This is a genomic window from Neoaquamicrobium sediminum, assembly GCF_013240295.1.
GTDB classification, from domain to species: Bacteria; Pseudomonadota; Alphaproteobacteria; order Rhizobiales; family Rhizobiaceae; genus Aerobium; species Aerobium sediminum.
In genome coordinates this window covers 1,568,547-1,591,527 of sequence record NZ_JABETK010000001.1, presented here as the reverse complement: position 1 = coordinate 1,591,527, position 22,981 = coordinate 1,568,547, and the positions used below count along the sequence as shown (strand labels likewise).

The 22,981-nt window shown below is 62.9% G+C and carries 25 protein-coding genes and 1 tRNA gene; 15 read left to right on the top strand and 11 right to left on the bottom strand.

Going from position 1 to position 22,981, the window contains the following annotated elements; translation table 11 throughout:
- Nucleotides 1-82 precede the first annotated feature (82 nt).
- The 8 genes from pmtA to HK436_RS07690 all read left to right on the top strand — a co-directional run bounded on the left by pmtA (nt 83) and on the right by HK436_RS07690 (nt 5,684).
- On the top strand, nt 83-685 hold the full coding sequence (pmtA, locus tag HK436_RS07725) for a phospholipid N-methyltransferase PmtA (protein ID WP_173188585.1): 603 nt from the start codon (nt 83-85) through the stop codon (nt 683-685).
- Nucleotides 686-774: 89 nt separating this feature from the next.
- Nucleotides 775-1,365 (top strand): NADPH-dependent FMN reductase, encoded by a 591-nt coding sequence (locus tag HK436_RS07720; protein ID WP_173188583.1) that lies wholly within the window; start codon nt 775-777, stop codon nt 1,363-1,365.
- On the top strand, nt 1,362-1,946 hold the full coding sequence (locus tag HK436_RS07715; protein WP_173188581.1) for a histidine phosphatase family protein: 585 nt from the start codon (nt 1,362-1,364) through the stop codon (nt 1,944-1,946). The genes HK436_RS07720 and HK436_RS07715 overlap by 4 nt, the downstream gene beginning before the upstream one ends.
- A complete protein-coding gene (gene pyrF / locus HK436_RS07710; protein ID WP_173188579.1) occupies nt 1,936-2,634 on the top strand; it encodes an orotidine-5'-phosphate decarboxylase in 699 nt (232 codons plus the stop codon). The genes HK436_RS07715 and pyrF overlap by 11 nt, the downstream gene beginning before the upstream one ends.
- Nucleotides 2,635-2,654: 20 nt before the next feature.
- Complete coding sequence (locus HK436_RS07705; RefSeq protein ID WP_173188577.1) at nt 2,655-2,948, top strand: DUF1330 domain-containing protein; 294 nt, start codon at nt 2,655-2,657, stop codon at nt 2,946-2,948.
- Complete coding sequence (locus HK436_RS07700) at nt 2,938-3,492, top strand: GNAT family N-acetyltransferase (protein ID WP_173188575.1); 555 nt, start codon at nt 2,938-2,940, stop codon at nt 3,490-3,492. The genes HK436_RS07705 and HK436_RS07700 overlap by 11 nt, the downstream gene beginning before the upstream one ends.
- Nucleotides 3,493-3,631: 139 nt before the next feature.
- Nucleotides 3,632-4,909 carry a polyhydroxyalkanoate depolymerase gene (locus HK436_RS07695; RefSeq protein ID WP_173188573.1) on the top strand — a complete coding sequence of 426 codons (1,278 nt, stop codon included), beginning with the start codon at nt 3,632-3,634 and terminating at the stop codon, nt 4,907-4,909.
- Nucleotides 4,910-5,060: 151 nt separating this feature from the next.
- On the top strand, nt 5,061-5,684 hold the full coding sequence (locus tag HK436_RS07690; RefSeq protein WP_173188571.1) for a transglutaminase-like cysteine peptidase: 624 nt from the start codon (nt 5,061-5,063) through the stop codon (nt 5,682-5,684).
- A gap of 210 nt (nt 5,685-5,894) precedes the next feature.
- Here HK436_RS07690 and HK436_RS07685 read toward each other — a convergent pair whose 3' ends face one another.
- The 5 genes from HK436_RS07685 to HK436_RS07665 form a co-directional block, all read right to left on the bottom strand.
- Complete coding sequence (locus HK436_RS07685) at nt 5,895-7,427, bottom strand: YifB family Mg chelatase-like AAA ATPase (protein WP_173188569.1); 1,533 nt, start codon at nt 7,425-7,427, stop codon at nt 5,895-5,897.
- Between the two features lie 241 nt (nt 7,428-7,668).
- Nucleotides 7,669-8,151, bottom strand: coding sequence for an SRPBCC family protein (locus HK436_RS07680; RefSeq protein ID WP_173188567.1), 483 nt, complete (start codon nt 8,149-8,151; stop codon nt 7,669-7,671).
- Nucleotides 8,152-8,231: 80 nt separating this feature from the next.
- Nucleotides 8,232-9,173, bottom strand: a complete 942-nt coding sequence (gene gshB, locus HK436_RS07675; protein WP_173188565.1) for a glutathione synthase — start codon at nt 9,171-9,173, stop codon at nt 8,232-8,234.
- Nucleotides 9,174-9,264: 91 nt separating this feature from the next.
- Complete coding sequence (locus tag HK436_RS07670; RefSeq protein ID WP_173188563.1) at nt 9,265-9,648, bottom strand: GtrA family protein; 384 nt, start codon at nt 9,646-9,648, stop codon at nt 9,265-9,267.
- Entirely contained in the window at nt 9,645-10,637 is a 993-nt protein-coding gene (locus HK436_RS07665) for a glycosyltransferase (protein ID WP_173188561.1), read from the bottom strand. Before HK436_RS07665 ends, HK436_RS07670 begins: the two co-directional genes overlap by 4 nt.
- 91 nt (nt 10,638-10,728) lie before the next feature.
- Here HK436_RS07665 and HK436_RS07660 point away from each other — a divergent pair, with 91 nt between their 5' ends.
- The 3 genes from HK436_RS07660 (at nt 10,729) to HK436_RS07650 (ending at nt 13,971) form a co-directional block, all read left to right on the top strand.
- Nucleotides 10,729-11,715 (top strand): hypothetical protein, encoded by a 987-nt coding sequence (locus HK436_RS07660; RefSeq protein ID WP_173188559.1) that lies wholly within the window; start codon nt 10,729-10,731, stop codon nt 11,713-11,715.
- Nucleotides 11,640-12,512: a hypothetical protein gene (locus HK436_RS07655; RefSeq protein ID WP_173188557.1), complete on the top strand. Its 873-nt coding sequence runs from the start codon at nt 11,640-11,642 to the stop codon at nt 12,510-12,512. Before HK436_RS07660 ends, HK436_RS07655 begins: the two co-directional genes overlap by 76 nt.
- Before the next feature lie 106 nt (nt 12,513-12,618).
- Nucleotides 12,619-13,971, top strand: a complete 1,353-nt coding sequence (locus HK436_RS07650; RefSeq protein ID WP_173188555.1) for a putative bifunctional diguanylate cyclase/phosphodiesterase — start codon at nt 12,619-12,621, stop codon at nt 13,969-13,971.
- 16 nt (nt 13,972-13,987) lie between these two features.
- Here HK436_RS07650 and HK436_RS07645 read toward each other — a convergent pair whose 3' ends face one another.
- Nucleotides 13,988-14,347 (bottom strand): septal ring lytic transglycosylase RlpA family protein, encoded by a 360-nt coding sequence (locus HK436_RS07645; protein WP_173188553.1) that lies wholly within the window; start codon nt 14,345-14,347, stop codon nt 13,988-13,990.
- Nucleotides 14,348-14,489: 142 nt separating this feature from the next.
- Nucleotides 14,490-15,368 carry an amidohydrolase family protein gene (locus HK436_RS07640; protein WP_173188551.1) on the bottom strand — a complete coding sequence of 293 codons (879 nt, stop codon included), beginning with the start codon at nt 15,366-15,368 and terminating at the stop codon, nt 14,490-14,492.
- Nucleotides 15,369-15,577: 209 nt separating this feature from the next.
- Here HK436_RS07640 and HK436_RS07635 point away from each other — a divergent pair, with 209 nt between their 5' ends.
- The 4 genes from HK436_RS07635 to HK436_RS07620 all read left to right on the top strand — a co-directional run bounded on the left by HK436_RS07635 (nt 15,578) and on the right by HK436_RS07620 (nt 19,420).
- A complete protein-coding gene (locus tag HK436_RS07635; protein ID WP_173188549.1) occupies nt 15,578-15,910 on the top strand; it encodes a DUF1330 domain-containing protein in 333 nt (110 codons plus the stop codon).
- A gap of 453 nt (nt 15,911-16,363) precedes the next feature.
- Nucleotides 16,364-18,190, top strand: coding sequence for a sensor histidine kinase (locus tag HK436_RS07630; RefSeq protein ID WP_173188547.1), 1,827 nt, complete (start codon nt 16,364-16,366; stop codon nt 18,188-18,190).
- 34 nt (nt 18,191-18,224) lie between these two features.
- On the top strand, nt 18,225-18,635 hold the full coding sequence (locus tag HK436_RS07625) for a response regulator (RefSeq protein WP_173188545.1): 411 nt from the start codon (nt 18,225-18,227) through the stop codon (nt 18,633-18,635).
- Between the two features lie 284 nt (nt 18,636-18,919).
- Nucleotides 18,920-19,420: a hypothetical protein gene (locus tag HK436_RS07620; RefSeq protein ID WP_173188543.1), complete on the top strand. Its 501-nt coding sequence runs from the start codon at nt 18,920-18,922 to the stop codon at nt 19,418-19,420.
- A 44-nt stretch (nt 19,421-19,464) separates the two neighbouring features.
- On the opposite strand, the gene HK436_RS07615 is transcribed toward HK436_RS07620, so the two are convergent.
- From HK436_RS07615 to HK436_RS07600, 4 genes are all read right to left on the bottom strand, one after another.
- Nucleotides 19,465-19,549, bottom strand: a tRNA-Leu gene (locus HK436_RS07615).
- 122 nt (nt 19,550-19,671) lie between these two features.
- Nucleotides 19,672-20,292 carry a 2,3-bisphosphoglycerate-dependent phosphoglycerate mutase gene (locus tag HK436_RS07610; RefSeq protein WP_173188541.1) on the bottom strand — a complete coding sequence of 207 codons (621 nt, stop codon included), beginning with the start codon at nt 20,290-20,292 and terminating at the stop codon, nt 19,672-19,674.
- 34 nt (nt 20,293-20,326) lie between these two features.
- On the bottom strand, nt 20,327-21,127 hold the full coding sequence (gene dapB, locus HK436_RS07605; RefSeq protein ID WP_173190025.1) for a 4-hydroxy-tetrahydrodipicolinate reductase: 801 nt from the start codon (nt 21,125-21,127) through the stop codon (nt 20,327-20,329).
- A gap of 2 nt (nt 21,128-21,129) precedes the next feature.
- Entirely contained in the window at nt 21,130-22,953 is a 1,824-nt protein-coding gene (locus HK436_RS07600) for an ABC transporter ATP-binding protein (protein WP_173188539.1), read from the bottom strand.
- Nucleotides 22,954-22,981 lie beyond the last annotated feature (28 nt).

Below are 22,981 nucleotides of genomic sequence, written 5' to 3'. Positions count from 1 at the left end.
TAAAATTTACAGGCCGGCTTGCAACGCAAAAAGGCCACTTTAGTTTAGTAAGCGACATTTCCTACCCGGGAGGCGACATCGCATGGCAGAAACCCCTCGCAGGTCGCTTGCGCGCCGCTTCGATGAAGAACTGCGCTTCTTCAAAGGTTGGATCGACAAGCCTCGTGCAGTGGGTTCCATCGTGCCCACGAGCAGCGTCACGGCGCGGAAGATGGCGAGCGTCGTAAATCCCGAGTCCGGACTGCCTGTGCTTGAGCTGGGGCCTGGCACGGGCGTTATCACCAAGGCCATTCTCGAAGCTGGCGTGAAGCCCGAAAATCTGTGGTCAATCGAATATTCGCCGGACTTTGTCGAGCATCTGCGTCTGAATTACCCCGGCGTGAACGTCATCCATGGTGACGCCTTCGATCTGGACAAGACGTTGGGCGACAAGCGCGACACCGTATTCGATTCCGTCATTTCGGGTGTGCCGCTCCTCAATTTCCCCGTCGCCCAGCGCATTGCATATGTAGAGAGCCTGCTCGATCGTATCCCCGCCGGCCGGCCGATCGTGCAGCTCACATACGGTCCGCTCTCGCCTGTTCCTCCGGGCAAGGGCAACTATACGGTGGCGCATTTCGACTTCATCATCAGGAATTTGCCGCCGACCCAGCTGTGGCTCTACAGCAGGCCAAAGGCCTCCTGAGGAAGCGCGGCCGATAAAACGCCGCCACCTTTGACAAGCAGGCCAGATCGGACTATGCGGTGCCGACCCAACGGGAGGCCACCCCCGACATGACGCCGAAAATCCTTGTCTTCGCCGGCTCGATCCGCACCGGAGCCTATAGCGGCAAGACGGCGGACGTGGCGCAGAAGGAACTGGCGGTGCAGGGCGCGGAAGTGACGCGCATCTCGCTTGCCGACTATCCCCTGCCGATCATGGATCAGGACCTCGAGAAGGAAAAAGGCGTCCCCGAAAACGCCTATCGTCTGGCGCGGCTCTTCGCCGCCCATGACGGCATCCTGATCGCCACGCCCGAATATAACGGCTCGATGCCGCCCCTTCTGAAGAACGCGATCGACTGGATCAGTCGTGTCAAGACCGACGACGGCAGGCCGCTGCGCCCGCTGCCGGGCAAGGTTGTCGCGATCTGCTCGTCCTCGGACGGCCACTTCGCTGGTATCCGCAGTGCTGCGCATCTACGCGCCGTTCTGGCCCATATCCAGATGGACGTGATCGCGCCGCAATGTTCGGTGCCCAACGCCGACCAGGCCTTTGATGAGGATGGCGCATTCCGCGAGGAGCGGCTGCGCAAGTCGATGCATCGCGTTTGCGAGGTACTGATCGAGCGCGCCTGGCAGGCCTCCGACAGGGTGGCGCGGTGATCGGCTACTATCTCACCCATCCCCAGGTTGAGATAGATTCAAAAATTCCCGTTCCTCTCTGGAGACTTTCAGGCGTTGGTCGCTCCCGTGTCGAAGCGGTGCTCGACAGGCCGTGGCTGCGAACGGTGAAATACATACTGTCGAGCGACGAAACCAAGGCGGTGGAGGCTGCCGCCATGATCGCCGCTCATCTGCGCGTGCCGATCGAGATCGACCCGCAAATGGGCGAAAACGACCGCTCTTCGACAGGCTTTCTGGAGCCTCCCGCCTTCGAGGCAGCCGCCACTCAGTTTTTCGCGGAACCGGACAAAAGCTGGAACGGCTGGGAACGCGCCGTCGACGCAGCCGATCGCATCGAACGCGCGGTGAAACGCGCGCTGACACGCCACGAGCCCACGGAACCGGTCCTGCTCGTCGGCCATGGCGGCGTGGGAACGTTGCTCAAGTGTCGGCTAACCGGTGCGGCTATCGCGCGCGACAGGGACCAGCCACCCGGCGGCGGCAACATCTTTGCATTCACCCTGGCCGATGGCGGCCTGCTTTGCGACTGGACACCGATGGAGGATTTCGATGGTATCTGACAACATGACCGAACGACTGATCGTGGGGCTGGACCTGCCGAATGTTGCCGACGCCGAAAAGGCGGTTCGGGACCTCGACGGCGTCGCGAGTTTCTACAAGATCGGGTACCGGCTGGCCTTCGCCGGCGGACTGGAACTCGCCCGCGACCTCGTCGCCGACGGCAAGAGCGTCTTCCTCGACATGAAGCTGCTCGACATCGACAACACGGTGGCCCAGGGCGTCGAGAGCGTCGTCAACATGGGGGTGACCATGCTCACTCTGCATGCCTATCCAAAGGCCATGCGCGCGGCGGTTGCCGCTGCCAAGGGGTCGGATCTGTGCCTGCTGGGCGTTACCGTGCTGACCTCGATGGACGAGCAGGATCTTGTGGAGGCCGGCTACGAATACGATCCGCACACGCTTGTGCTGCGCCGCGCGGAGCAGGTACTTGCGGCCGGCATGGGCGGCATCGTCTGCGCTGCCACCGAAGCGGCGGCGGTGCGCAAGATCGTGGGCGCTGACCTTGCAGTGGTCACGCCCGGCATCAGGCCGGCCGGTGCCGACCATGGCGACCAGAAACGCGTGATGACGCCGGCGGACGCGCTGCGCGCCGGCGCAAGCCACCTCGTAGTGGCAAGACCGATCGTTGCCGCGCCGGACAAGCGCGCGGCCGCGCAGGCCATTCTGGCCGAGATGCAGGCAGCCTGAGTCAAACCAGGGAGGATGAAATGCCAAAAGGATACTGGATTGCCCATGTCGATGTACGCGACCCCGAGCGCTACAAGGACTATGTCTCGACCGCCAAGCCGGCATTCGAACGCTTCGGCGCACGCTTCCTCGCGCGAGGCGGCGCCTCGCAGGCCATGGAGGGAGCCGGCCGCGCGCGCAACGTGGTGATCGAGTTCCCGTCGATGCAGGCGGCGCTCGACTGCTACAACTCGCCAGAGTATCAGGCCGCAAAGGCGATCCGGGTCACCGTCGCCGACGGTGAGATCACTATCGTGGAAGGCAATGACGGCTGAACAGGCATTCGTGGCGGCATTCGAAGCGCCGCCGGGCTACAGCATCCGTGCGCATCGCCCGGCTGACGATGCAGCGCTGCTGAGAATCGAGAACCGGGCAGCGCAGCTCTTCCGGGCGCATGGCTATCCCGAGATCGCCGACAATCCGTTTGCCAGCGTCGACGACTTCCGCGCGATGGCGACGGGGCACGAGGTGCTGGTGGCGGTGGCAGGCGACGACCGGCCTGTCGGCTATGCCGTTTCCGGAGCACGGAGCGATTTCCTGCATTTGCGGGAGTTGTCGGTCGATCCCGATCATGGTCGCCGGGGCCTGGGCTCCGCCTTGGTACGCGCGGTGATCGCACGCTGTCTTGAACGGGCACTGCGCGGCGTGACGCTGACCACGTTCAGGACCGTCCCGTTCAACGCCCCCTTTTATGCCGCGCTGGGGTTCGTAGAACTGCCGCTCGAACAGGCGTCGGCGCCGTTGCGCGACGTCTTCCATCAGGAGTTGCCCGAAGGCATTGCGGCCACGTCGCGCGTTCTGATGGTGCATCCATGCTGAAATTGAAGGACGCATCGTAAACACGCGGCAAGGCCGTATTCTATTGCAATGCAGCAAAAGACTGTTAGCTTGCCGCATAACATCTGCTTCGACCGGCGATCTTGTGTCCCGCTGCCGGCCGCAGCCGTCAGGAGCGCCGATGTACTATCAGCTCTACGAATTGAACCATGCTGCGCTGCAGCCCTTTCGTGCCTATGCCGACGCGATGCGGCTTTTCTATCAGAACCCGCTGAACCCTCTCTCTGCAACGCCTCTGGGTCGCTCGGCTGCGGCTGCCGCCGAGGTGTTCGAGCGCACCACACGGCGCTACGCCAAGCCGGCTTTCGGGCTAGAGACGACCAAGGTCGATTTCTCCGAGGTGGCGGTAACGGAGCGCGTGGTCTGGTCGCGGCCGTTCTGTAACCTCATTCATTTTCAGCGCGAACTGCCCGCCGGCCGCCGGCCAGATCCCAAGCTGCTGATCGTCGCGCCGATGTCCGGCCACTATGCGACGCTGCTGCGCGGTACCGTCGAGGCGATGATGCCGCATGCAGACGTCTACATCACAGACTGGACGGACGCACGCATGGTGCCGCTGGCCGACGGGCGTTTCGACCTCGACGACTATGTCGACTACGTTATCGACATGCTGCACCACATCGGGCCGGGAACGCATGTGATGGGCGTGTGCCAGCCATCGGTGCCGGTGCTGACAGCCGTAGCCCTGATGGAGGGACGCGGCGATCGCTTCGCGCCTGCCTCCATGACGCTGATGGGCGGGCCCATCGACACGCGACGCAACCCGACCGCGGTGAACCTGCTTGCCGAGGAAAAGGGCATCGAGTGGTTTCGCGACAATGTCATCATGCAGGTGCCGTGGCCTAATCCCGGCTTCATGCGCGATGTCTATCCCGGCTTTCTCCAGCTTTCGGGCTTCATGAGCATGAATCTCGACCGCCATCTGATCGCCCACAAGGACTTCTTCATGCATCTGGTGAAGGACGACGGCGATTCGGCGGAAAAGCACCGCGACTTCTACGACGAATACCTGGCCGTCATGGACCTTACGGCGGAGTTCTATCTCCAGACTGTGGAAACGGTGTTCGTGCGGCACGATTTGCCGAAAGGCCGGATGAAACATCGCGGCGAATTGGTCGACCTGAGCGCGGTGCGCAACGTCGCGCTGTTCACGGTTGAAGGCGAGAACGACGACATTTCCGGTGTCGGCCAGACCAAGGCCGCGCACGATCTGTGTGTCAACATCCCTGAAGAGATGCGCGCGCACTATATGCAGCCGAAGGTCGGCCATTACGGCGTTTTCAACGGTTCGCGTTTCCGCGCCGAGATCGTTCCGCGCATCGTCGACTTCATGGCAAGCCATGGCAAGACGAAGGCGAAACCAGCCGCGAAGCCGCGCCTCGTCAGTTCCAAGAGCTGAGCCCGTCTCGCACTGTGTGCGAGACGCCACACTGTCGCAGCTACAGTAACCATCCCGCCAATCCTCACGATCCCGTCAATTGACGGGTCGAAAAACCCCGCTTAACGTTTCTTTAACAAGCAAAAGAATCGGTGATAGGGGCTTGGGCGATATGAATGCCACACTTGGGAGGTGGCGGCTGTGGCCGCTCGCGGCCGCGGTGATGTTCCTCGCGGCAACGACCGGAACGATGTCAGAGGCATCTGGCGTCGGCGCCATGGCAACGGGCGGTTTGACCTCGCAGCCAATCGGTCACTACGAATTCTGCCGCGCCAATCCGTCCGAGTGTTCCTCCCGCCTTCGCGACCGCGGACCGATCGTGCTGACAGACGCGCTGAGGCGCGTGGTCATTCAGGTCAACCTGGACGTGAATCGTGCGGTCAAGCCGATGAGCGACTTCGACATCTACGGGAAGGACGAGGTGTGGGCCTATCCTGACCAGGGCGTTGGCGATTGCGAGGACTACGCGCTGGAAAAGCGCAGGCAGCTTGCCGCCAAGGGCATTCCGCTTTCCAATCTGCTGGTCACCGTTGTCCGCAAGCCCGATGGCGAGGGCCATGCCGTGCTGACCCTGCGCACCGACCGTGGTGACTTCATCCTCGACAATCTGAGCGACGAACTGCGCCCCTGGCAGAAGACGGGCTATCGCTATCTCAAGCGCCAGGCGAGCACGCATACAGGCCGCTGGGTAACGCTGCGCGAAGACCAGAACATGCTGGTGGGCGCACTCGAGTAGCGCTTCCTCAACTCGGATGCTTTGCCGCCACTTAGTGGTGGTCATGAAGCGGCCGCCGAGCCTGTCAGGCGCTGCGAATTAAGCAGCTATTTGGCGCCGAGCTCCCGGCATCGGCCGGTAAAGCTCTTCCTTGTGCCGAGGGGAGTGGCGTGAACACAGCCGTGCCGCTGAGAGTGCGGCCAACCCCTCTGCGACGATTCCATGTAACCGTCACGCCGCCTGCGCGATCCTTTCGCCGGCCATGCGATAGGAAATCGCTTCCGCCAGATGAAGGCGGCCGACCGTGTCGCTGCCATCGAGGTCAGCGAGCGTTCGTGCGACCTTGAGCACCCGGTGATAGGCACGCGCCGAAAGGCCGAGTTTCTCGCTGGCCTCGCCGAGCAGTGCTGCGCCACCTGAATCGAGAGCCGCGATTTCTTCGACCATGGCGGCCGGACAGGCTGCATTGACCGTGACCCCTTCCAGACCAAGGCTCGTAAAGCGGTTGGCCTGGACAGCGCGCGCTCTGGCCACGCGCTCGGCGACCGCAGCGCTTGATTCGGCGCGAGCCGGCCGGATGAGATCGGCGGCGGTGACGGCCGGCACCTCGACCCGCAGGTCGATACGGTCGAGCATTGGTCCCGAAATGCGCGCCTGGTAGTCGTTCTGGCAGCGCGGTCCCCGTGCACAGCGATGGCCGGGCTCTCCTGCCATCCCACAGCGGCACGGATTCATCGCCGCCACGAGCTGGAACCGTGCAGGGTAAGCAACCCGGCCGTTGGCGCGTGCCACCACGCATTCGCCGCTTTCGAGCGGCTGGCGCAGCGAATCGAGCGCCTGCGGCGAGAACTCTGGCAATTCGTCGAGGAACAGCACGCCGTGATGCGCGAGCGAGGCCTCGCCGGGCCTGACGCGGAAGCCGCCGCCCGTCAGGGCGGCCATGGTTGCCGAGTGATGCGGCGCGCGGAAAGGCCGTCTGTCCGACAGCTTGCCGCCGACAATGCTGCCTGCCACCGAGGCGATCATCGACACTTCCAGCAGTTCGCGCGGCGACAGCGGCGGCAGGATTGAAGGCAGGCGCTGAGCCAGCATCGATTTGCCGGAACCCGGTGGACCGCAGAACAGCAAATGGTGGCCGCCGGCAGCCGCGATTTCCAGTGCCCGCTTGGCACTTTCCTGGCCCTTGATATCGGCAAGGTCCGGCAGGTTGCCGGGAGTTGCATGAACGGCGGCCTCGGGTCGCGACAGAACCTGCGTCCCGCGAAAATGGTTGGCAATGGCGATCAGGCTGCGCGGCGCGAGAATGTCGATATCCGCGCCGGCCCATGCCGCCTCGGAGCCCACGCCATGCGGGCAGATCAGACCCTTGCCGAGCGCATTGGCCCCAATGGCCGCCGGAAGTGCGCCGGCGACCGGCGCCGTCGTGCCATCGAGAGCCAGTTCGCCGACGACGACATAACCTGCGAGCGCATCATGCGGGATCGCACCCAGCGCGGCCATCAGGCCGAGCGCGATCGGGAGGTCGTAGTGGCTGCCCTCCTTGGGCAGGTCGGCCGGCGCAAGGTTGACGGTCACCTTCTTGGCCGGCATCGACAGTCCCGACGCATGCAGCGCAGCCTGTATCCGCTCACGGCTCTCGGTCACCGCCTTGTCGGCGAGCCCGACGATCTGCATGCCGACCTTGCCCGGCGCCACCATCACCTGGACATCGACCGGCACGGCCTCGATACCTTCGAATGCAACTGTCGTTACGCGCGAAACCATGCTGCCCCAGCCTTTCCCGCCGCCGGCTCGAGCCAAGCAACGATCCCCTGTCCCGGATTGAACCAGCCAGCTTCCAGTGAAGCACAAAGCTGCCCCAACGGCAAGAACATTACCGGAACAAAATCGCGTTGGGCGTGTGCTCAGGTTGCGGCCGGTTGCAAAGAAAGAACGCATGTTCCGCTGGAACGAAAAAAGGCCGGCGCGATGGCCGGCCTTTTTTGGCTTGCTGTAAGCAACGATTTCAGAGCGTCTTGGCGAGTTCCTCGAGCTGGTCGGCGCACTGGCCCCAGCCTTCATGAAAACCCATCTTCTCGTGCGCTTCCTTGTCTTCCATGTTCCAGTGGCGGGCACGCGCGGTATAGCGGGTCTTGCCGCCCTCGTCTTCGAACGTCAGCACGCCGACGAAGAACGGCTTCTCGGGCGTCTTCCAGCCTTCGGTAAAGGCATCGGTAAAGACCAGCTTCTCGTTGGGAACGACTTCGAGGTAGACGCCAAGGTTCGGATACTGGTTGCCCTCGGGGTCGCGCATGGTGATGTTGCTGCGGCCACCGGGCCGCACGTCGACGTCCACTGCCGCGATGCTCCACGGCTTCGGTACGAACCATTGCTTCAGCAGTTCTTTCTCGGTCCAGCAGCGCCAGACCTTTTCGCGTGGGGCATCGATGATACGGCTGAGCACCAGCTCGCGGTCGTCGGATGGGGTGGCGTCGATCTTGGTGGTCATCGGTGGTTCCTCTCTATTGGATGCCCCTAGGACGTTCACCGGACGCGCTGTCCGACATCCACCCACCAAAAAATTCGCACTTAGGCTCGCTTTGCCTCGACGGCATCCCAGAACAGCGCCGCGATGTCGGCCCCGCCGAACTTCTTCACCTCGCGCACGCCCGTCGGCGATGTAACGTTGATTTCGGTCATGTAGTCGCCGATCACGTCGATGCCGACGAGGATGAAGCCGCGCTCGCGGAGCGAAGGTCCGATACGCGCGCAGATCTCGCGCTCCCGTTCGGTGAGCTCGGTTGCTTCCGCGCGGCCGCCGACATGCATGTTGGAGCGGGAATCGTGGTCCGCCGGCACGCGGTTGATCGCACCAACCGGCTCGCCGTCTATCAGGATGATGCGCTTGTCGCCCTTGCGCACGTCCTTGAGATAGCGCTGCACGATGAAGGGCTCGCGGAACATCTGCTGGAACATTTCCAGCAGTGAGGCCAGATTGCGGTCGGCCTCGTGCAGGTGGAAGATGCCCGCGCCCCCATTGCCATAGAGCGGCTTGACGATGATGTCGCCATGTTCCTTGCGGAAGGCGTTGACCTCGCGTGCGTCCTTGGTGATCAGCGTCTCCGGCATCAGGTCCGGAAATTCGGTGACGAAGATCTTTTCCGGGCTGTTGCGGACCCATGCCGGATCGTTGACCACGAGGGTCTTGGGGTGAATGCGTTCCAGCATGTGCGTGGTGGTGATGTAGTTCATGTCGAAGGGTGGGTCCTGGCGCAGCAGGATCGCGTCCATCTCCGAAAGATCGGTGCGCACCTGCTCGCCAAGCGTAAAGTGATCGCCTGCCAGATCGCGAACCTCCATCGCCTCGACCCGTGCGAAAACCTTGCCGCCGACCATCGACAACCGGTCGGGCGTATAGTGATACAGCGCGTGGCCTCGCCTTTGCGCCTCAAGCGACAGGGCGAACGAGGTATCGCCGGCGATCGAGACGGTCGAGATATGGTCCATCTGGACGGCGACTTTGAGGGTCATGCGGCGCTCCACCTGTTGCACGTGTCGGCCAAACCTCTACCGGCTGGCGCGGCACTTGCCAATCGGGGGCCAATCGCTGTGCGCCGGTGGTCTATCCCGCGCCCGTCCCGAAGACGAAGCGTGAATAGCCGAGGAACGACAGGATCATCGCCGCGAGCGATGCGATCGCAAGTGCACCAACCGGGTGCAAGCCCGGGAACGCCAGAAGCAGCCCGGCATAGGCGAGATAATTGAACAGCCCGACCGCAACAGCGACTATGCCGTAGCGTGCGCCTTCCCTTGCAAGGGACCTCTCGCTTGGGCCGAAGGTCACGCGCCTGTTGATAGCCCAGGTCATGCAGACGGCCGCAGCAAACGAGACAAGCCGGGCAAGGAGCGGATTCACGCCGGCTGGCCCGGTCAGCAGGTAGAGAACGGCCGCGTCGGTCGCAAAACCCGCGCCGCCCGCCAGCACGAACGCGGCGATGCGCTTCATGCTGCCCGGATGGACCGGTGCTTGTCGGCCTCGCCCGCAGTCTTGGCGATGGTCTGCGCGGGTGCGTGGCTAAGATAATGGATACGCTTCTGCTCGGCCCGGCCGCGCGCCACGGAATCGAGGATCAGTCCCGCCACCATCATGATCATCGACAGCATCAGCAGCCCGATCGACAGGATCCAGGTCGGCACTTTCGCCACGTAGCCGGTGGCGAAATATTCGTAAAGCACGGGGGCGGCGAAGCCGGCGCTTGCTGCGAGCGACAGGATCGCAAGAGCGCCGAAGAAGCGTGCCGGCCGGGTCTCCTTCATCAGCATCGCGAACATCCAGAGGATATTCGCACCGTCGCGGAAGGTCGACAGCTTCGATTCGGAGCCTTCCGGCCTGCGGCCATAGTCGAGCGGCATCTCGCAGACCGGGATGCGCAGCGCCGAAGCGTGAACTGACATCTCGGTCTCGATTTCGAAGCCGCCGGAAACGGCGGGAAAGCTCTTCACGTAGCGACGCGAGAACACGCGGTAACCGGAGAAGATGTCGGTGAAATCGCGGCCGAAGAGGAACTGGTAGAGCGTATTGAATATGCGGTTGCCGAAGGCATGTCCGGCGCGGCCGGCATCGTCGGTCACGCCACGCCGCGTGCCGACCACCATGTCGACCCGTTCCGTCAGCAGCGCGTTGATGAGCTGCGGTGCATCCTGCGGGTCGTAGGTGCCGTCGCCGTCGGCCATGACATAGATGTCGGCCTCGATGTCGGCGAACATGCGACGCACCACGTTGCCCTTGCCCTGGCGTGGCTCGCGGATGACGATCGCGCCGCCGGCGCGCGCCTGGAGCGCGGTCAGGTCGGTCGAGTTGTTGTCGTAGACATAGATGGTGGCTTGCGGCAGCGCCTCCCGGAAGCCGCGAACCACCGCGCCGATCGTCTGTTCCTCGTTATAGCAAGGCAGCAACACCGCAATCGCGGGGTCGGCCGGGTGCAGGCTCTTCATGCGGCGCTCCGGGGTCGGACAGTGGGCTTTACTATTTCTTGAAGCCGTTAAGGCTAGGTTTAGCGCCAGACGAAAACGGGCGGAGCGCGTCTTGGCGACGGTCACCACACCCACCACCTGGGCGCGGTTGCGCTCACATTTCGCTGTCGATGCAGCGGTGGCCTTCGGGGCTGCTGCTCTGATGCTCGTCATGCATGCCGTGCGTGGCTTTCCTACCCTCGCCGACAGCAAGGGCGACAACGACAGCGTCATGCGGCTGGTTCAGGTCCGCGACCTGCTCGCCGGCCAGGGCTGGTTCGATCTCACCCAATACCGGATGGGCCTTGAAGGCGGCTTCGAGATGCACTGGTCGCGGCTGGTCGACCTGCCGATAGCTCTCCTTGTCGCGGGGTTCGGCGAGCCTGCGGCGCTGGTGATCTGGCCGACGCTTCTCTTTGCCGTGGCGCTCTTTCTCATCGTGCGAGCCACACGCGCCCTTGGCGGCGAATGGGCCGTGTTGCCCGCAGCGGTAATCGGCGGGCTTGCGCTCTATTTCGTCGACCTCTTTCCACCTGCCGCGCTCGATCATCACAACATACAGCTCGTGCTGGCGCTGGCGACTTTCCTTTGTCTGGTGAATGCGCGTGTCCAGCGTCACGCGGGGTTGGTCGCAGGCGCATGCGCGGCGCTGATGCTTGCGGTCGGCATGGAAGCCGCACCCTATGTGGCGGCTGCCTGCGCCATCGCGGCCATCGGCTTTCTGGTTGGCGACGATGGCGATGCGCTGGTGGCACGCGGGTTCGGCGCGGCTTTCGCCGTCGTGGGCGCGGTGGCGCTGGCGGCGACCGTGCCGATGCGCGACTGGCTCGCGGTAGAGTGTGATGCCTTTTCGTTTCCGCAGGCGTCTCTGGAGGTGCTGGGCGGGGCGGGCCTTGCCGCGATTGCGGCAACGCCGGCTCTTGCGGCCTCCCCTCGGCGACGGCTTGCCGGCCTGGTGGTGCTGGGGGGCTGGCGGCGGCGCTGTTGCTTGCTGCTTTCCCCCAATGTCTTGCCGATCCCTATGCCGATCTCGATCCGCGCCTGCAACGCTATTGGTTGAGCGCGGTTTCGGAAGCGCAGTCCGTCGTGTCGGTGCTGCGTTCCGATCCGGCAATGTTTGCCGGCTTCTATGTCACGCCCCTCATCGCGCTTGGTGTCTGCGGCTGGGCCGTCGTTCGCGAGCGCGGCGATCGTGCGTGGATCGTTGCGGCGGCTTTTCTTGCAATCGCGATGCTCGTGAGCTTCTGGCAGGTGCGCGGCGCGATGTTCTCGGTGCCGCTTGCCGCTATTGCGCTTGCCGCCTGGGTTGGCGGATTGCGCCGCAGTGTTGAGATGAGAGGTGGTGCGCTGCCCCAGCTCGCCATGGTGGCGAGCTGGCTAGCCTCGCTGAACATTGTCTGGCAACTCGCCGCGCTGCCATTGAAACCCACTCCGGAAGCAGGCAGTGGCGACGAGATAGCCAAACTTGAACGTTGTTACTCGCTCTCCGATTACACGACCCTGGCCACCCTGCCGGCTGGGCTGGTGCTTGCAGTGTCCAACCAGGGCTCGACGATTCTGGGCGCGACCGGCCACCGCGTGCTCAACGGGCCCTATCATCGCAACAACGCCGGCAATCTGGCCGCGCTGGACATGCTGATGGGCAATCCGCACACAGCCGCCGATACCGCACAGCGGCTTGGAGTAACCTACGTCGCGCTCTGTCGCGGCAACCCGGAAACGACGTCCCTGCGTCGGTGGGCACCTGAAGGACTTTTGGCAACTCTCTTTGCCGGCAACACGCCTTCATGGTTGGTGCCGGTGGCCGGCACGGCGGACGCGCCCATCGAAATCTGGCAGGTGCGCGACCACCGCTGACCGCTATGCGAAAAAATTGTTCTCCGGGATACCTTTCCTAAAGGGTTTGCTGCCAAGGTTCTCTCCCGCAGGCCTGGAAATAAGAAAAACAGAATAAGGGGCGCCGATGCAGCATCCATTCGGCAGCGGCAAGATGGGGAACGAATCGGCGGATCTGGCCTTTACCGATCCGCTTACAGGCCTCGGAAATCTGAGGCGCTTCTTCGACAAGATCGACCGGCTGATCCTTGATCGTGCCGACGACCCCGCACCTTTTGCCATCGGCATTCTCGATCTCGACGGTTTCAAGCCGATCAACGATCTGTTCGGCCGCAGGGCTGGAGACAATATACTCCAGCAGGTTGCGATGCGGCTGAAGGCATCGATGGACCAGCATTCGACCGTCGCCCGTGTCGGCGCGGACGAGTTCGCCTTCCTGTACCCCTTGGTGTTCAGCGAAGAGGCCGCCCAGGAACGCGCGCTGATGCTGATCGAGATTCTGTCCGCGCCTTACGATGTCGGCGACCGGACGGCGCGCCTCTCGGCATCAGCAGGCTGCTCGCTGTTCTACTCCGGCGAGGAGAACACAGAGACACTTATCTCCAAGGCCGAAACGGCACTCTACCATGCCAAGCGATCCGGCCGTGGCAAGGTGATGGTCTACACGCGCGAGATGGAAGAGGCCGCACGGCGGGTGACGCATATCGAGCAGGCGCTGCGCCGCGCCGTAGCCGCAGAAGAGGTCGAGCCGCATTTCCAGCCGATCGTTGAACTGAAGACCGGGCACGTGATCGGTTTCGAGGCGCTGGCGCGCTGGACGGATCGGGATCTCGGTGTAATCCCGCCGAACGTCTTTATCCCCATCGCCGAGGAACGCGGGATCATCGGTGCCCTCTCGCAGCTTTTGCTGCGCAAGGCGACGGAAACCGCGCGCAACTGGCCGGACGAACTTTTCCTGTCGTTCAATCTGTCGCCTTCACAGCTTGTCGACCAGAACACCGCCCAGCAGGTTCTGGCAATCCTGGCGCGTACCGGTTTCGACCCGCGCCGTCTCGAGATCGAGATCACCGAGACCGGCCTGATGACCGATCCCGCATCGGCGGAGAAAATCGTCAACGATCTGCGGGCGGTTGGCATCCGCGTGTCGCTCGACGATTTCGGCACCGGGCAGTCATCGCTCGGCCGCTTGCGCGAATTCCATTTCGACAAGCTGAAGATCGATCGCAGCTTCGTTTCGTCGATCCTGGAGGACAAGCCGTCCGAGCACATCATTCGCGCCATTCTCGCCATGTGCGAAGGGCTCGGCATGAATGTAGTGGCCGAAGGCATCGAAGAGGAAGCCCAGGCCGACCGTCTTGTCGAATTCGGCTGCGCGGGCGGACAGGGTTACCTGTTCGGCAAGCCGAGCGACGCCGAGGCGACGATGGCGTATCTTAGAGAAGCGTATCGCGGCATGGCGCGAGACCGCCGGCGCGGCTAGCCGCTGGCTCGGAAGTTCAGCCCAGCTTTTCCATGCAAATCTTGGTGTGACCCGCCCGGATGAACCCGAGTTCAAGCGCGGCCGCCTTGGACAGGTCGATCACGCGCCCCTTGATGAACGGCCCGCGGTCGTTGATCCGCACCACAACCGACTTGCCGTTGCGCTGGTTGACGACTTTCATCTTCGAGCCGAACGGCAGGCTGCGATGCGCCGCCGTCAGCGCGGCCGGGTTCATGCGCTCGCCCGAGGCAGTCTTCGAGGTCAGCGCATACCATGAAGCGCTGCCGCATTGGGCGGAAGCCGTGGTGGCGGAAAACGCAAGGAGTGTCGCGGCGGAAAGGCTTGCTGCCGCGATCCGCAGGCTGGTTCTATTCATCTGAAAGGTCCGGTTCCGTTGATATCGAAAGCGGCACTAGGAACGGAATCGGGCAATCGAGAGGCCGGCAACACTCTGCCGGTACAACAATGGCGACAGCCAGTAATATTAAGTCAGGCGGCGGCGCTGGACTGACCTATATTCAGCGGAGATTCAGCAGCTTCGCCGCGTTGTCCTTGAGGACCAACGGTCGCACCTCGTCCTTGATCTCGATGTTCTCGAAATCGGCAAGCCAGCGATCCGGCGTGATTGCAGGCCAGTCTGAGCCGAACAGCATCTTGTGCTTCAGCATCGTGTTGGCATAGCGCACGAGGATCGGTGGGAAATACTTCGGAGACCAGCCCGACATGTCGATATAGACGTTGGGCTTATGGGTCGCGACGGACAGCGCTTCCTCCTGCCACGGGAAGGAGGGATGCGCGAGAATGATCGGCATGTCCGGAAAATCTACCGCAACGTCGTCGAGATGGAGCGGATTGGAATATTTGAGCCGCATGCCCATGCCGCCCCGCATCCCGGCACCCACCCCGGTCTGGCCGGTGTGAAACAGCGTGATGGCGCCCTCTTCGGCAATCGCTTCATAGAGCACATAGGCAGAGCGGTCGTTAGGATAGAAGCCCTGCATCGTGGGGTGAAACTTGAACCCGCGAACGCCGAATTCGCGCACCAGCCGCCGCGCCTCGCGGGCGCCTGCCTTGCCCTTGGCCGGATCGATGGAGGCGAACGGGATCATGATGTCGCTATTTTCGGCGGCGATCTGCGCCACTTCTTCGTTGTTGTAGCGCCGGAAACCCGTCTCGCGCTCTGCATCGACCGGAAAGATCACGCAGCCGATCCTGCGCTCGCGATAATAGGCTGCCGTTTCCTGCACGGAGGGCAGCATGCCCTTGGCGCCGGCGGGGTTCCTAAAATATTTCGCCATGCCGGCCTGAAACTCGTCGTAGCCGTCGTCGCGCGGTCCGCAGCAAGGCTCTTCCGCATGGGTATGGATGTCGATCGCGACGAGCTCGTCGAGTTTCATTCCGGCTTTTCCTCCGCTTGCTGGCGACGCTTGCACAGTCTGCGAAGCATGTCCGGGTGTAAACAGCCAAGTTGATCGAAACTCCGAAACGCGCATTTCGCCTCTCTCCGGGAAAATCAAAATAATTACGTGAGGCGTAATCGCTGGATCGCGCAACCAAAGGCATGGTGCACCCGCAATCGCAACTCAAACCGCAACGGGAGCAGACCATGGCAGCCTACGGAATCGGATATCTCTGGAACGTCAATCTTGGCCCCGGCATCGTCGAATATCTGGAACGCATCGATGCGACGCTCGCGCCTTTTGGCGGCCGCTTCATCGCCCATGGCGGCCAGATAGAACACTTCGAGGGCAGCCTGCCGGAAGGCAATGCCATCATTCTCGAGTTTCCCGACTACCAGCATGCGCGCGACTGGTATCACAGCGATGCCTATGCCGCGATCAAGTCCCTTCGCAGCGACAATGCCGAAGGCCACATCTTCATCGTCGATGGCGTCTCGCCCGACCACCGGGCGATAGAAGTGCTGTCGGTCGGCGCGTGAGCAGCAGACCAAGCACAACACTCCCGCGCAAGAGGCGCTCGGGGTCTATCATGCGCGGGAGCGCGCCTGCTTTCGTGGTGTCGGTGCCTCTCAAAAAGTCGGCTATGTGTGGAACCTTGTTGTCTTTCGGGCGTTCATGCGTTTGCCGAGGGGTGTTTCATGCAACATAGCCGCAAATTCAGAGGGCCTTTACCGCGCAGTGCGCGAGGAATCTGCAACTCGCGAAAAACCGGCCCGGGGCAGCACATGTCTTGAGTGTTTATCTGCCGAACGGAGACGGCGCTTAATCTTTGCAGGGTTATAAGCATTGAAACGAGCGTTATGACGAAGACAGAAGCTTGCATATCGGCCGTAAACAACGCGCCCGCGCTTCCGGGAAACAAGGCTATCAAGACATATGGACGCCGATGTGAATTCGCCTGAACCGGTGTCATTTCTGTCGGGGGCGGCGAAATGGGCCAATTCATCCGGTCCTACCCGTGGAGCGAGACCCCGCTCGGAAGCCCGACGACGTGGCCGCAATCACTGCGTTCCGCGCTTTCAATCTGCCTCCACTCGAGCTTTCCCACGGCGATATACTGGGGTCCGGAGCTGAGGCTGCTCTATAACGATGCGTGGGCGCCAATACCGGCGGATCGGCACCCGTTGGCTCTCGGCAGGCCGGCCGCCGACGTGTGGGCGGACATCTGGGATGTGGTGGGCCCGCAATTCGAGCACGTCATGCAAACCGGAGAGGGCTTTTCGGTTTTCGACCAGATGCTGCCGATGGTCCGAAACGGCTTAAGGCAAGAAACATACTGGAACTATAGTTTCACCGCGATCCGGGGTGAGGACGGTTCGGTTGTCGGGGTTTTCAACCAGGGCAATGAAACGACCCACGCGGTGCTGGCGCGCCGGCAGGCGGAGGCGGAGCTCGAGCGAATGGGCAACATGTTTGCCCAGGCGCCAAGCGCTGTAGCCATGCTCGCCGGCCCGGATCATGTCTTTGAGGTCGTGAATACTGCCTATGAGGAACTGGTAGGGCGGAAGGACCTGATTGGACGGCCTGTTGCAGAGGTCCTGCCGGAGGTTGTGACCCAGGGGTTCATCGAACTTCTCGATCGCGTTTTCGAAACGGGCGAGCCATTTGTCGGGCGCGCGGTTTCGGTGGAACTATCGCGCACGCCCGGCGGTCCGATGGAGGAGCGTCTTATCGATTTCGTCTATCAGCCGCTTACGAACGTTGCCGGATTGCGCAGCGGTGTTTTCGTACAGGCCACGGATGTGACGCATGCAGCCAGGGCCGAAGATGCGCTACGCGCCAGCGAGGCCAAATATGAGGCCATGGTGAATGCGATCGACCAGATGCTCTGGTCGACGCGCCCCGACGGCTTCCACGACTATTACAATGACCGGTGGTACGAATATACGGGCATGCCCTATGGGTCGACTGACGGCGAGGCATGGAACGGCATGTTCCATCCAGACGATCAGGAGCGCGCCTGGCAGGTCTGGCGCCAAAGCCTTGCAACCGGTGAACCGTACCACATCGAGTACCGATTGAGACACCGTTCCGGTCAGTATCGCTGGGTGATCGGCCGCGCCCAGTGCATACGCGACGCCAACGGTGAAATCATGCGGTGGTTCGGAACCTGTACCGACATCCATGATCTGAAGGAGGCGGAAGAAGCGCGACAACTCCTGCTCAGGGAGATGAATCATCGGGTCAAGAACCTGTTTGCGATCGCCTCCGGCATGATCACGATGACGGCGCGCACCGCTCCATCGGTTAATGAGATGAGCGAAAGGTTGAGGGGGCGCCTGGGCGCGCTTGCCAAGGCACATGAACTGATCCGCTCGGCTATCGCGACCGACGCCGACAGTTCGCAGAAATCATCGCTTCTCTCGCTTGTCGAAGAGGTCACCAGGCCGCATGTGGAACCCGCCGACGGCCGCCAGCTTTCGATCAGCGGACCCGAGGTCTGGCTTGGCAAGGATGCCTCCACGAGCCTCGCGCTTATTTTTCACGAATTGGCGACCAATGCTGCAAAATACGGTGCCTTGCACTCTCACGATGGCGCGATCGCCATCGAATGGGCGGTGGCGGACGACCAACTGGAGCTTCATTGGAAAGAGACTGTCGCAGACCGGGAAATTCATCCCCCTACACTTGCAGGATTCGGCAGCAAGCTGGCAAACTCCAGCGCGACAGGCCAATTAAGGGGAGAGATAAGCTACGACTGGCGCGCCTCCGGCGTTCACATTCATTTCAGGCTGCCGATGGAACAACTCCAGCGTTGATGGCATTTCAGTCGAGTTGAACTATTCTGAGACCATGAAAGAGATTGATAACATTACCCGGTCTGCGTTGGATGGACGGCGTGTATTGATCGTCGAAGACGAGCCCTTCATTGCATTTGATCTGGCGGATGCGATCGAAAGCGCGGGTGGAACCGTGGTCGGCCCTGCCGCCACCGTCAGGCAGGCCCTGGCGCTGATCGATACAGAACAGGTGGAAGCCGCAATTCTCGACGTGAACCTTCCAGACGGTGATATCGGTCCGGTCATCGCGGCGTTGACGAACGAAGACGTCCAGTTGCTGGTGCATACTGGCGCGGGTTTGGGGCCCGAACTGGAACGGCAGTATCCAAGCCTCAGGGTCTTTTCCAAGCCCACCCCGCCGCCGGTACTGGCGAGCGTGCTCGCTGCGACACTCGCACAGAGGCGAGATCAACCACATTCGTGAAGGCGAAGCCTGCATTTCCACTGAGCTTTTCAGAACGTGGGACGGCATCTTTTTGCTCGGCATGCAGTCAACGCAACATCGGGTGAAACTCGTCGCTTCACCGAAAAGCCTTACGCGTAGACACGAGGGCACCTGCTGTTCGCCTCAGCGAGCCTGCACGGCCTATTGTACTCACTTGGGATGATGGGTGCCGGATGGAATCGGACAGGGGCAAGAGCGATTGTTCGGACATGGCCTTCTTCTGCCTGTTCAGGCGGCGCTTGACGCTAGAATAGGTCGCGGTCATGCTCGATCTGGGCGATTCCGCAATGGAGAAAAATCTGTACGATTGCCTCCTATTTGGCCCCGGAAGCGTGAGCCGCAGATATGACCGACGAGAAAACCGCCATCGTTGCCGCCGCCCGACTGTTCGCCATGGGGAGAGCAGCGAGCCCTACCACCTTGGCACACTCAGGCGTCATGCGCGCAACATCGGCCGGATGGCTCTTAGCTGCGATGATCCCAGTGAGCGCGATGCGCTGGCAGCGCTGCACATGCGGCTCCAGAGGATCGGCACGGAAAGTATCGAGCCGTTCAGCATGCGGCGGATCGGGAGCGAGTTTTATCCGCTTGGTCGCTTTTGTATAGAGACGCTACGAATGTCCCGTGAGCAGATCGGCGCGATGATCTGTCCCGATGGCACACCGCGCCAACAGCTTGGCTGCGCCCGTTTCATGGAAGGTATTATCAATAGGGTAGAGCGGCACCACGTCGTTTACCAGCATTTCGGACACCACCTGAAGTAGTGGCAGGCTCGCGACATGCTTCGGCTGGAAGCTCAGCGGTGTAGTGGTGCCCAGGAGAGGACTCGAACCTCCACGCCTCGCGGCACACGGACCTGAACCGTGCGCGTCTACCAATTCCGCCACCTGGGCTAGATGACCGCACGGGCCTTCCCGAAGAGTTCGGTTACGGGGACCATGCGTGGTGCGAGGCCGATGTAAGCGGGCGCGCCTGTGCTGTCAATGACAATCTCGCGACAGGCGCGCAAAGCCGCTCAGCTTTCGATGATCTCCTTGGAGGCGACCGTCGAATCGGCATTGAGGCGGTAGACGATCGGCACCCCGGTGCCGAGCTCGACCTTGACAACCTCCTCGCCCGAAAGCCCGTCGAGCGCCATGATGAGTGCGCGCAGCGAGTTGCCATGGGCGGCGACCAAAACGGTCTCGCCGCGCAGCACATGCGGCTGGATCACATGCATGTAATAGGGCCAGACCCGCGCGCCGGTGTCGCGCAGGCTCTCGCCGCCGGGCGGCGGGACGTCGTAGGAGCGCCGCCAGACATGAACCTGCTCTTCGCCCCACTTGGCGCGCGCGTCGTCCTTGTTGAGACCGGCGAGATCGCCATAGTCGCGCTCGTTCAGCGCCTGGTCGCGCACCGTCTGCAGATCGGCCTGGCCGACCGCGTCGAGGATGTGCTGGCAGGTCACCTGCGCGCGAACGAGCGCGGACGTGTAGGCGATGTCGAATTTGAGGCCGCGCGCGGCGAGCTTAGCGCCGGCAGTCTTGGCCTCTTCATGGCCCTGCTCGGTCAGCCCGACGTCGCGCCAGCCGGTGAACAGGTTCTTCAGGTTCCATTCGCTCTGTCCGTGGCGGACGAGGACCAGCGTTCCGGACATGGGGTTCTCCTGCTGTTGATTGTTTGGATTGAGGCTAGAGGCCGAGTACGTCGCGCATCGAATAGAGGCCGGGCTTGCGGCCGTGCGCCCAGAGCGCCGCCTTGACCGCGCCGCGCGCGAACAGCGCCCTGTCCTCCGCGTGATGAGAAAGCACGATGCGTTCGCCTGTTCCCGCAAGGATAACGGAGTGGTCGCCGACGACGGAGCCGCCGCGGAGCGATGCAAAACCGATCGTGCCTTCCTCGCGCGGGCCGGTGTGGCCGTCACGCACGCGCACGCTGTTCTGCGACAGGGCGACCGCGCGGCCCCCCGCCGCTGCTTCGCCAAGCAGCAGCGCGGTGCCCGACGGCGCGTCGACCTTGTGCCGGTGGTGCATCTCAAGCACCTCGATGTCGAAATCGCCGGCGTCGAGGGCCTTGGCGGCCTGTTCCACCAGCGCGGCGAGCAGATTGACGCCGAGGCTCATATTGCCGGACTTGACGATCGTCGCGTGGCGCGCCGCCGCGGCGATCTTTGCGTCATCAGCATCCGAGCAGCCCGTGGTGCCGATGATATGCGCGATGCGGGCCTGGGCGGCATAGCCCGCGAAAACCGTCGTGGCTGACGGAACGGTGAAGTCGAGCACGCCGTCGGCCCTGGCGAATACCGGCAGAGGATCGTCGCTGATCGTTACGTCGAGTGGTTCCACACCTGCCAGCATGCCTGCGTCCTGGCCGATGAACGGCGAGCCTTCCCGTTCCACGGCGCCGACTAGGCTTGCGCCCGGCGTCTCGTGCACCGCGCGGATCAGCGTGCGGCCCATGCGGCCTGCAGCACCCACGACGACGAGCCCCATAGTCACGCGGCATTCCCTCCCTTTCTGGAAACCGGTTCGCCCTGCAGCCGGTGAAACCGTGCATAAGCGCCGGCCTGGCTTTTCATCAGGCTCGCATGCGTGCCTTCCTCGACCACGCGGCCCGCTTCCAGCACGACGATATGGTCTGCCTTCACTACCGTCGACAGGCGGTGCGCGATCACGATCGTGGTCCTGTCCTGCATGATCGTTTCAAGTGCAGCCTGAACGCGGGCCTCCGATTCGGTGTCGAGCGCGGAGGTCGCCTCGTCGAGCAGCAGGATCGGCGCGTTGCGCACGATGGCGCGGGCGATCGACAGCCGCTGGCGCTGGCCGCCGGAAAGCGTCACGCCGTTCTCGCCAACCGGCGTGTCGTAGCCTTGCGCCATTCCGGCGATGAATTCGTCCGCATGGGCGAGGCGCGCCGCCTCCTCGATTTCGGCATCCGTGGCGTCAGGCCGGCCATAGCGGATGTTGTCGCGCACCGATCCCTCGAACAGGTAGGGATGTTGCGAGACATAGGCGATGTTGGCGCGAAGCGAAGCCTTGGTGACGTGCGCGATGTCTTGTCCGTCAATCAGGATCGCGCCCTCGGCAAGGTCGTAGAACCGCTGCAGAAGCGCCACGATCGTTGACTTGCCGGCGCCGGAGCCGCCCACGAGGGCGGTCGTCTTGCCGGCCTCGGCAACGAAACTGACCGCGCGCAGCACTGGCAGGTCATCGGCGTAGGAGAACGACACGCCGTCGAGCCGCACCTCGGCCCGGGATACGTCCAGCGGCCTCGCATCCGCGCCATCGCGCTGGCGTGGCTCGATGTCGAGCAGTTCGTATATCATGCGCGCGTTCACCAGCGAGCGCTCGAGATTGACCTGGACGCGCGCAAGCCTGCGCGCGGGATCGTAGGCAAGCAGCAGCGCGGTGATGAAACCGAAGACCGAGCCAGGCGGCGTGCCTGAGGCCGATGCCTGATAGGCCGAATAGGCGATGACGCCGGCGATCGCGAAACCGGCCAGCGCTTCGGAGATAGGCGTGACGCGTTCGGAGACGCGCGCGATCTTGTTGGCGCGGTTTTCCGCCTCGGCGACCAGCCCGTCCATGCGGCGCGCAAGTTGTTCTTCCATGGTGAACGCCTTCACCACGGCGATTCCCTGTGTGGTCTCCTGCATGGCGCCGACGAGCCGTGCGTTCACCTCGACGGCCTGACGCGCAACCTTGCGCAGCCGCCGCATGATGCGATTGACCGCGAAGATCAGCGGTGGGCCGATGAGGAGCGCGATGGCCGAAAGCTTCGGATCGAGCACGATCATCGCGCCTACCAGGGCGAGCAGCAGTACGGCATCGCCGACGACCGACTTCAGCGTCATGCCGAGCATGTCACGCACGCCCAGCACGTTTTCGTTGATCTGTGCGGCGAGCCGGCCCGAGCGCTGCTCCGTGTAGAAGTCCAGTCCGAGCCGCATCAGGTGGTCGAAGATACGGCGCTGGTAGCGGGCGACGAGGTTGTTGCCGATCGTGGCGAGTATGACCGCCTGCCCGTAGGTGGCGGCACCGCGAATGAGAAAGACTAGGATGACCGCGCCGCAGATCCAGGGGATCAGGTCGAAGCGCTCCTCGTAGAAGACGCCGTCGATCAGCGGCGGCATCACCCAGGGAATGAAGGCGGTGGCGCCCGCGACCGCCAGCAGGCAGCCGATGGCGGCGACGTAGAGCCCGACATAGTCGCGCGCATTTTCCGCCAGCACGCGCTTGAGCACGGGGAGGACGTCGCCTCGCAGGGCCTCGAGCGCTCCCTTTTCGTCTTTTACCGCCAAACCGTTCTTCCCGGTCATGCCTTTTCCGCGCTTGGCTATGCCCTTT

Excerpts from the sequence above, each read along its gene's own strand:
- pmtA (WP_173188585.1), top strand. The coding sequence starts at position 83 with ATGGCAGAAACCCCTCGCAGGTCGCTTGCGCGCCGCTTCGATGAAGAA.
- HK436_RS07720 (WP_173188583.1), top strand. The coding sequence starts at position 775 with ATGACGCCGAAAATCCTTGTCTTCGCCGGCTCGATCCGCACCGGAGCC.
- pyrF (WP_173188579.1), top strand. The coding sequence starts at position 1,936 with ATGGTATCTGACAACATGACCGAACGACTGATCGTGGGGCTGGACCTG.
- HK436_RS07705 (WP_173188577.1), top strand. The coding sequence starts at position 2,655 with ATGCCAAAAGGATACTGGATTGCCCATGTCGATGTACGCGACCCCGAG.
- HK436_RS07700 (WP_173188575.1), top strand. The coding sequence starts at position 2,938 with ATGACGGCTGAACAGGCATTCGTGGCGGCATTCGAAGCGCCGCCGGGC.
- HK436_RS07695 (WP_173188573.1), top strand. The coding sequence starts at position 3,632 with ATGTACTATCAGCTCTACGAATTGAACCATGCTGCGCTGCAGCCCTTT.
- HK436_RS07690 (WP_173188571.1), top strand. The coding sequence starts at position 5,061 with ATGAATGCCACACTTGGGAGGTGGCGGCTGTGGCCGCTCGCGGCCGCG.
- HK436_RS07685 (WP_173188569.1), bottom strand. The coding sequence starts at position 7,427 with ATGGTTTCGCGCGTAACGACAGTTGCATTCGAAGGTATCGAGGCCGTG.
- HK436_RS07680 (WP_173188567.1), bottom strand. The coding sequence starts at position 8,151 with ATGACCACCAAGATCGACGCCACCCCATCCGACGACCGCGAGCTGGTG.
- gshB (WP_173188565.1), bottom strand. The coding sequence starts at position 9,173 with ATGACCCTCAAAGTCGCCGTCCAGATGGACCATATCTCGACCGTCTCG.
- HK436_RS07670 (WP_173188563.1), bottom strand. The coding sequence starts at position 9,648 with ATGAAGCGCATCGCCGCGTTCGTGCTGGCGGGCGGCGCGGGTTTTGCG.
- HK436_RS07665 (WP_173188561.1), bottom strand. The coding sequence starts at position 10,637 with ATGAAGAGCCTGCACCCGGCCGACCCCGCGATTGCGGTGTTGCTGCCT.
- HK436_RS07650 (WP_173188555.1), top strand. The coding sequence starts at position 12,619 with ATGCAGCATCCATTCGGCAGCGGCAAGATGGGGAACGAATCGGCGGAT.
- HK436_RS07645 (WP_173188553.1), bottom strand. The coding sequence starts at position 14,347 with ATGAATAGAACCAGCCTGCGGATCGCGGCAGCAAGCCTTTCCGCCGCG.
- HK436_RS07640 (WP_173188551.1), bottom strand. The coding sequence starts at position 15,368 with ATGAAACTCGACGAGCTCGTCGCGATCGACATCCATACCCATGCGGAA.
- HK436_RS07635 (WP_173188549.1), top strand. The coding sequence starts at position 15,578 with ATGGCAGCCTACGGAATCGGATATCTCTGGAACGTCAATCTTGGCCCC.
- HK436_RS07630 (WP_173188547.1), top strand. The coding sequence starts at position 16,364 with ATGGGCCAATTCATCCGGTCCTACCCGTGGAGCGAGACCCCGCTCGGA.
- HK436_RS07625 (WP_173188545.1), top strand. The coding sequence starts at position 18,225 with ATGAAAGAGATTGATAACATTACCCGGTCTGCGTTGGATGGACGGCGT.
- HK436_RS07620 (WP_173188543.1), top strand. The coding sequence starts at position 18,920 with ATGCTCGATCTGGGCGATTCCGCAATGGAGAAAAATCTGTACGATTGC.
- HK436_RS07610 (WP_173188541.1), bottom strand. The coding sequence starts at position 20,292 with ATGTCCGGAACGCTGGTCCTCGTCCGCCACGGACAGAGCGAATGGAAC.
- dapB (WP_173190025.1), bottom strand. The coding sequence starts at position 21,127 with ATGGGGCTCGTCGTCGTGGGTGCTGCAGGCCGCATGGGCCGCACGCTG.
- HK436_RS07600 (WP_173188539.1), bottom strand. The coding sequence starts at position 22,953 with ATGACCGGGAAGAACGGTTTGGCGGTAAAAGACGAAAAGGGAGCGCTC.